The sequence below is a fragment of the Paenibacillus sp. N119s genome (genome assembly GCF_059447605.1).
In genome coordinates this window covers 22,047-28,578 of the sequence record NZ_JCAJRU010000030.1, presented here as the reverse complement: position 1 = coordinate 28,578, position 6,532 = coordinate 22,047, and the positions used below count along the sequence as shown (strand labels likewise).

Annotated in this window: 8 protein-coding genes; all 8 read right to left on the bottom strand. The window is 47.2% G+C overall.

Features of this window, described 5'->3' with window-relative positions; translation table 11 throughout:
- Positions 1-1,113 (bottom strand): sugar ABC transporter substrate-binding protein (locus AC5V8P_RS06135; protein ID WP_064796390.1); only part of this gene is annotated, 1,113 nt, incomplete at its 3' end.
- A gap of 209 nt (positions 1,114-1,322) precedes the next feature.
- A complete protein-coding gene (spoIVA, locus tag AC5V8P_RS06130; RefSeq protein WP_013371689.1) occupies positions 1,323-2,801 on the bottom strand; it encodes a stage IV sporulation protein A in 1,479 nt (492 codons plus the stop codon).
- Positions 2,802-2,839: 38 nt separating this feature from the next.
- Positions 2,840-2,977: a hypothetical protein gene (locus AC5V8P_RS06125; RefSeq protein ID WP_013371690.1), complete on the bottom strand. Its 138-nt coding sequence runs from the start codon at positions 2,975-2,977 to the stop codon at positions 2,840-2,842.
- A gap of 248 nt (positions 2,978-3,225) precedes the next feature.
- Positions 3,226-3,576 (bottom strand): 2Fe-2S iron-sulfur cluster-binding protein, encoded by a 351-nt coding sequence (locus AC5V8P_RS06120; RefSeq protein WP_064796389.1) that lies wholly within the window; start codon positions 3,574-3,576, stop codon positions 3,226-3,228.
- A 42-nt stretch (positions 3,577-3,618) separates the two neighbouring features.
- Positions 3,619-4,269, bottom strand: coding sequence for a hypothetical protein (locus AC5V8P_RS06115; protein ID WP_064796546.1), 651 nt, complete (start codon positions 4,267-4,269; stop codon positions 3,619-3,621).
- 178 nt (positions 4,270-4,447) lie between these two features.
- The gene (locus AC5V8P_RS06110; protein ID WP_063213500.1) at positions 4,448-4,723 is read right to left on the bottom strand and encodes a stage VI sporulation protein F; all 276 of its coding nucleotides are present in this window, start codon (positions 4,721-4,723) and stop codon (positions 4,448-4,450) included.
- Between the two features lie 165 nt (positions 4,724-4,888).
- The gene (locus AC5V8P_RS06105) at positions 4,889-5,929 is read right to left on the bottom strand and encodes an NAD(P)H-dependent glycerol-3-phosphate dehydrogenase (protein WP_064796388.1); all 1,041 of its coding nucleotides are present in this window, start codon (positions 5,927-5,929) and stop codon (positions 4,889-4,891) included.
- Positions 5,922-6,530: a glycerol-3-phosphate 1-O-acyltransferase PlsY gene (plsY, locus tag AC5V8P_RS06100; protein WP_064796387.1), complete on the bottom strand. Its 609-nt coding sequence runs from the start codon at positions 6,528-6,530 to the stop codon at positions 5,922-5,924. Before plsY ends, AC5V8P_RS06105 begins: the two co-directional genes overlap by 8 nt.
- Positions 6,531-6,532: the final 2 nt, after the last annotated feature.

Below are 6,532 nucleotides of genomic sequence, written 5' to 3'. Positions count from 1 at the left end.
TTTTGACGTTTCATATTCCTTCATCCAATCCTTGTAGCCCTGCTCGCTTTTGCCCCATCCTTTCACATATTGAGACAATTCGGATGTGGAAATTTGCTTATCTGGCAACTCTTCGCGCTGCACATATACTGCCTTCAGTACAACCTTCTCCTCCGGGTTATCCCCATGCAGCTTCTGGTAGGCATAGCGCACTTGTACCCGTCCAATATCTGTTGGATCTACGGCTGCTGAAGCCACCCATGGGTTTTTCGGGTCCTGAATCATTTGCAAATCTTCATCGCTCATATCAATCCCGTAAACTTTGATTTCCGTACGCCCAGCTTGCTGTATTGCACGAGCTGCACCTTTGGCAAATTCATCCCAAGCCGCCCATACTGCTGTAATTTGGCCCTTAGGATATTGCTTTAACACAGCTTCCATTTTGGCTTGCGTATCCAAAGCAGGATTCTGAGCCGAACCAAAAGTCGCAATTTCTTTAATATCTGGATTGGATTTCAAAAATGCATCATAAGCGACTTGACGACGTTCCATTGGCGCAAACCCTGCAACCCATACTTTCACAATGTTTCCTTTGCCACCGATGTCTTTCTTCATTTGCTCCAACGTCAGCTCCGCCATGCTTTGGTCATCCTGTGAGAGCACTACCGCGCCCGGAACATTGACCGCCGCATCGAACACGATAACTGGAATATTGCGGGAGATTGCTTTTTTAAGACCTGGCTCCAGCAACGCGTCACCATGATCAGTCAAAATGACATCAAACTGCTGGTTAATGGCACTATCTAGCAAAGAAGCCATTTTAGCCTTATCGTTATTAGCAACAAACTTGGTCAGCGTACCGCCAAATTTCTTCACTTCATCTTCCACGCCTTGAACATACTGCTGCGAAAACGTACCCGTGTTAAACTCCATGATCAAAGCAACCCGTTTACCCTTTAGATTTAAACTATCCGCTTTTCCGTCTCCTGTATTCGCTCCTGCAGGGCTTGTCCCCTGAGCACCGCTCTCTGTTTTCGGCGCCCCACATGCTGTAACCAGTATAATCAGCACCAGCAGCATAATGGCTCCTAGCCCTAGCTTCTTGTTTTTTTGGAGCCCTTTTTGGATATACATGATTTGTTTCCCCCTTGTTCAATCCACAAAATGATTCAAATTTGATACTTAATATATCGCGTTAAACCAAGTATGTAAATAGGTTTTATTAAATATAAAAAAAATCACGTCCTCACATATCAAAAAACAACAAATTCACAAAAAAATACCGTAAAGAGCAGCCAGCCCTCTACGGTATTACTTTTACACATATTTGGTATAGCTTAGCCTTAAAGAATGATAGCAATAAGACCACCAGAGCCTTCGTTAATAATGCGGCCCAGCGTTTCCTGAAGCTTGTAGCGTGCATTGTCCGGCATCATGGCAATCTTGCCCTGAATACCTTCACGCACAATGGAATGCAGCGAACGTCCGAATATGTCTGACTCCCAAATTTTGATTGGATCATTCTCAAAATCCTGCATCAGGTACCGTACAAGCTCCTCACTTTGCTTCTCTGTTCCGATAATCGGGGCAAATTCCGATTCTACATCGACACGGATCATGTGAATGGAAGGAGCTGTTGCTTTCAGCCTCACACCAAATCTTGTACCTTGTCGAATCAATTGCGGTTCGTCCAGTGCCATCTCGGCCAGTGACGGTGCAGCAATACCATATCCCGTTGTCTTGACCATTTCCAGTGCCTCGGCAAAGCGGTCATATTCCCGTTTAGCGTGGGCAAAATCCTGCATCATTTGCAGCAGATGATCCTTGCCGCGAATCTCTACCCCAACGACTTCTACCAGAATCTGGTCATACAGCTCATCAGGCGCATACAAATCAATTTCAGCTACGCCCTGCCCCATATTCATTCCGCTTAAGCCGGCTCTGTCGATGAACTCATATTCCATAAACTGGCCGACCACTCGATCTACATCACGCAGACGCCGAATATCTTTAACCGTATCACGAACGGAATTTTCATAGTTGCTACGCAGCCAGTGATTTTCGTTCAATACCATAACCCAGCTCGGCAGATTCACATTCACCTCATGCACTGGGAATTCATACAATACTTCACGAAGTACACCCGTAACATCATCTTCCGTCATGGTCGCCGCGCTGAGAGTCATGACTGGAATATCGTACTTGGCAGCCAGTTCACTGCGGAGTTGAAGTGTTTCATCACTGCGTGGATGCGTGGAGTTGATAACCAGCACAAATGGCTTGCCAACTTCCTTCAACTCTTCAATGACGCGTTCCTCCGACTCTACATAAGAGCTACGCGGGATTTCAGCAATGGTCCCGTCTGTGGTGACTACCACACCGAGTGTCGAGTGCTCTTGAATAACTTTACGTGTACCAATTTCTGCTGCTTCCTGAAAAGGAATGGGCTCTTCAAACCATGGTGTAGAGATCATCCTTGGACCATTTTCATCCTCGTAGCCTTTTGCACCTTCTACGGCGTATCCCACACAGTCAACCAGACGTACATTCACGTCCAGTCCTTCCGTTACTTTGATCTGGACGGCATTATTCGGTACGAATTTAGGTTCCGTCGTCATAATCGTCTTCCCTGCCGCACTTTGCGGCAACTCATCTACGGCACGGGCACGGTCCGCCTCACTCGTAATGTTGGGCAGAACAATCGTTTCCATAAACCGCTTGATAAACGTTGATTTTCCTGTTCGGACTGCGCCGACAACCCCAAGATAGATGTCTCCTCCGGTGCGTTCGGCAATGTCTTTAAAAATGTCCACTTTCTCCAATGAAATCCCCTCCTCAAAAGTCTCCGAAGGAAAAATGCTTAAAGAGCATCCGCTTCGTGTTCAACCAACTGCTTGATCCCAGATGCGGCAGAACAGCCTTTAAAATGCCCGGAAGTCGTCCGCCGCCGAGATTCAGGAGACTGATGGAATCGGCGAAACGGCGTAAACTCGTACATGCATTTGGACTGATACCATCATATGTATCCCCTCCGTAAAATATGTTTAGTTTTTAAAAAAATAGATTACGTCACAGCGATCATTGCAGGAACAATATTTCTACGTTTGGGTCCACTCACCTAATATATGCACAGCAAGAACCCTCCATGACTTTGTTGCTAGACTTAAATAAAAAAGGATACTTCTCTGACCGTTTCTAACCGTCGAGAAATATCCTTTGTTTTTTGCTCTACTGATATAACAGACATTACCACAGCTCATCATCCAGCGCCTGACGCTCCAGTTGCCGCCTGATAGCTGCCTTGAGTCTATCCTCCGGTATGGTTACCTCCATATCTCCTTGAGCACGGGCCTGACAGGATAAACGTATTCCTTCATCCAGTAAAGGTCCCAGCTTACGCTGTTCAGCCCCATTAGGGCGACCTGCCAGCTCAGCCTGTTCCGGTGCTATCCGCACCTTACACATCAGACAGGCTGCTTTACCATCACAACGAGCGGGAATATACACACCTGCTTTACGGGCAGCCTGGAGCAATGACGTGCCCTGACCGACTTGTACACGCTTGCCTGACGGCTTGAACGTAATCTGCACATTCATGAACGGTTCTCCATTCCCCTTTCCTCATAATACGCCCGTAACTTATATTTCGTTGCTCATTCGGATTAAGGAATGTAGCTCTGGCCAAGGGAGAAGCTCTCCGAGCTTATCCAGCTGCTCCTTATTCCAAATATTACTGACCAATAGCTTCGTTAATATCCCGATGTGCCGTTGCGGGTCTCGCTTCATGACATCTGCAATCGCTTGATAGCGGTCAGGTCGATTTCGCAACAGATTGAACAGCAACTCGTGGCTAAGAGGCATCAAACGTAATGACGCATTTTCCAAATCAAGCTGTATCCCAGCCGACCAGAGTAGACGCTCGACCTCCAAACGGTATAAAGCTCCATTACATAAAACCTCGAATCCTCCTACCAATTCAACTGGAAATCCTTCTAGGTCATAGTGGCTTAGCAATGAAACGTAAGATCCGCTACGGTCAACCTGCTGCTGGTCTATACCCACACCTGGCGAGTGTGCATGTAGCTGCTTTGCTGCATGAATATCTGCATAAATATCAATGTCCCGAGGCAAGCGATCCAGTTCAACTTCTTGCACAAGTAGTGCACAGCTTCCCCCCAGCATCCACGGAACCGGCACCGCTGACCAGCTCTCTGTAAGGCTACCCAGCGCCACAGCCAGATCGTGAGGAAGCCTGTCCACTAACACTGATGATATTGCCTCCTTCAATATGGTTTCCTCCTTTGCTGTTTTTTTCTCCCGTTTCCTGATGGGCATCATTATAACATGTTCGACATGGCAGTTCGACATTTTGTGTGCTAAAACAGCACTTCCCTACCTCAAAATATAAAAAGACCGCAAACCTTCCCGGTTCACGGTGAATAGAGCCAAGCATCGTGCGGCTAGTGTTTTACTTTTTCATCATCATTTTCATTAACGCTTCCATGTTGGAAGGATTCATTCCGCTTTTTTTGACAGCTCCGACAATATCCCTAACTGTATCCTCCGACACCGGAATGTTAGCCATCGCAGACACCTGTTTGATCAGCTGACGCAACTGCGTCTCATTTTGAAGCGTGTCCGGCTTTACCGTACCTGCCAGCTTTTTCACAGCATTTTCAGATATGTTTTTGCCGCCTTTTTTGTTAATGGCCTTCAATGCTTCTTTCGGAAAGTTTTTACTCACAATCTCCCCTCCTCGCCATTGCTCAACTCAGTCTATGAGTGGTGGAGACAAAAGGTGATTAAGCATACGAAAGACATGCCAAGCGCCTAACCAAAAAAGGCTATCTCATGGTAGAAAAATCTACTCATGAGATAACCTTTATACTTTATAAGATCCTTTGTGCCCTTATGAATGCCATTGCTCCCACGTTTCAAGCGACATGACTTCCATCTCGGTTTTAGGATCGCGACCCATTAATGCCTCAACGGCCTTGCGAACGTCGCGTCCTTCAAATAGCACTCCATACAGCACCTCTGTAATAGGCATTTGAACACCCAATTTTTGCGAGATGGCGTATGCTGCTTTTGTCGTACGAATCCCCTCTACGACCATACCCATAGATTCAAGTACGGCATCAAGCTGTTGGCCCTGTCCCAATAATGATCCTGCACGCCAGTTGCGGCTGTGACGACTCGTTGCAGTGACCACTAAATCGCCTATGCCAGCGAGTCCGGCAAAGGTTAATGGATTTGCCCCCATCTCAACACCAGCACGGGTAATCTCAGCTAATCCACGGGTCAACAAAGCCGCTTTGGCATTATCGCCAAAGCCAAGTCCATCCGACATTCCCGCACCCAGTGCGATAATGTTTTTTAAAGCACCGGACAGTTCTACACCGAGCAAATCACGGTTAGTATAGACGCGGAAATAGGAGTTCATGAACAGCCCCTGAGCAGCCTGTGCGGCCTTCTCATTGGAGGAAGCTACAACAACCGTTGTAGGACATTTCTTCACCACTTCCTCCGCATGGCTCGGGCCTGACAGCACCGCAATATCATCCTCCGCGATTTCCAGTTCTTCCGAGATCACCGTGGACATACGCTTGAGTGTCTCTGTTTCAAAGCCTTTAATGGCATGTACTACCAACATATCTTTGGTGAAATGAGTCTTCAGACAACGTGCAACCTGCCGAGCGGCAGACGAAGGAGACACGATGATGACCGCTTTAGCTCCAGATACCGCTGCCTGCATATCTGTTGTAGCTGAAATGCGGTCAGATAAAGTCGAGCCCGGTAAATAATGCTCATTCGTATGCTTCTCATTGATCTCGGCAGCTTGCTGTTCGCTTCTCGTCCAGACGGAGACATCGTTGTTATTGGACGCAAGTACGGAAGCAAGGGCTGTTCCCCAACTCCCTGCGACCAGCACAGCTATTTTCTCAGACAAGACGATCTCCTCCTTTGGAGCCAAGCTTATTCTCATTTCCCCGTGCCAACTTGACTATGTTAGTACGGTGTCTCCATACAGCGAACAGGCAAATGATTAGAGCCGTCCAAAATAACGGCCAATCATAGCCAAGTACGAGTAATATCCAAGGGGTCAAAATGACAAAAATTAATGATCCCAGAGATACATAACGCGTTATTACGATAGCAAGTATCGCAATAATTCCGGCGTATAGTGCCGGCAGAAAGGCAAGCGATGCCAATACGCCAATGGCAGTCGCAATCCCTTTCCCTCCGCGAAAGTGAAAATATACCGGCCAGTTATGGCCTGCAATCGCCGCAATACCACACAAACCCGGTAACCAGGATGATTCTCCACCCAACCAGTGCCCTAGCAGCACTGCAATAACTCCTTTAAATACGTCAAGCAGCAGTACCAGAATAGCCGGGCCTTTTCCAAGCACGCGCAGCGTATTCGTCGCACCGGCATTGCCGCTTCCATGTTGACGAATGTCGATTCCTTTTAATTTTCCATACAGCAAACTAAAGCTGACAGAGCCAAGCAAGTAACTGAGTACGATGGCAACGATCTGTAAAATCAACC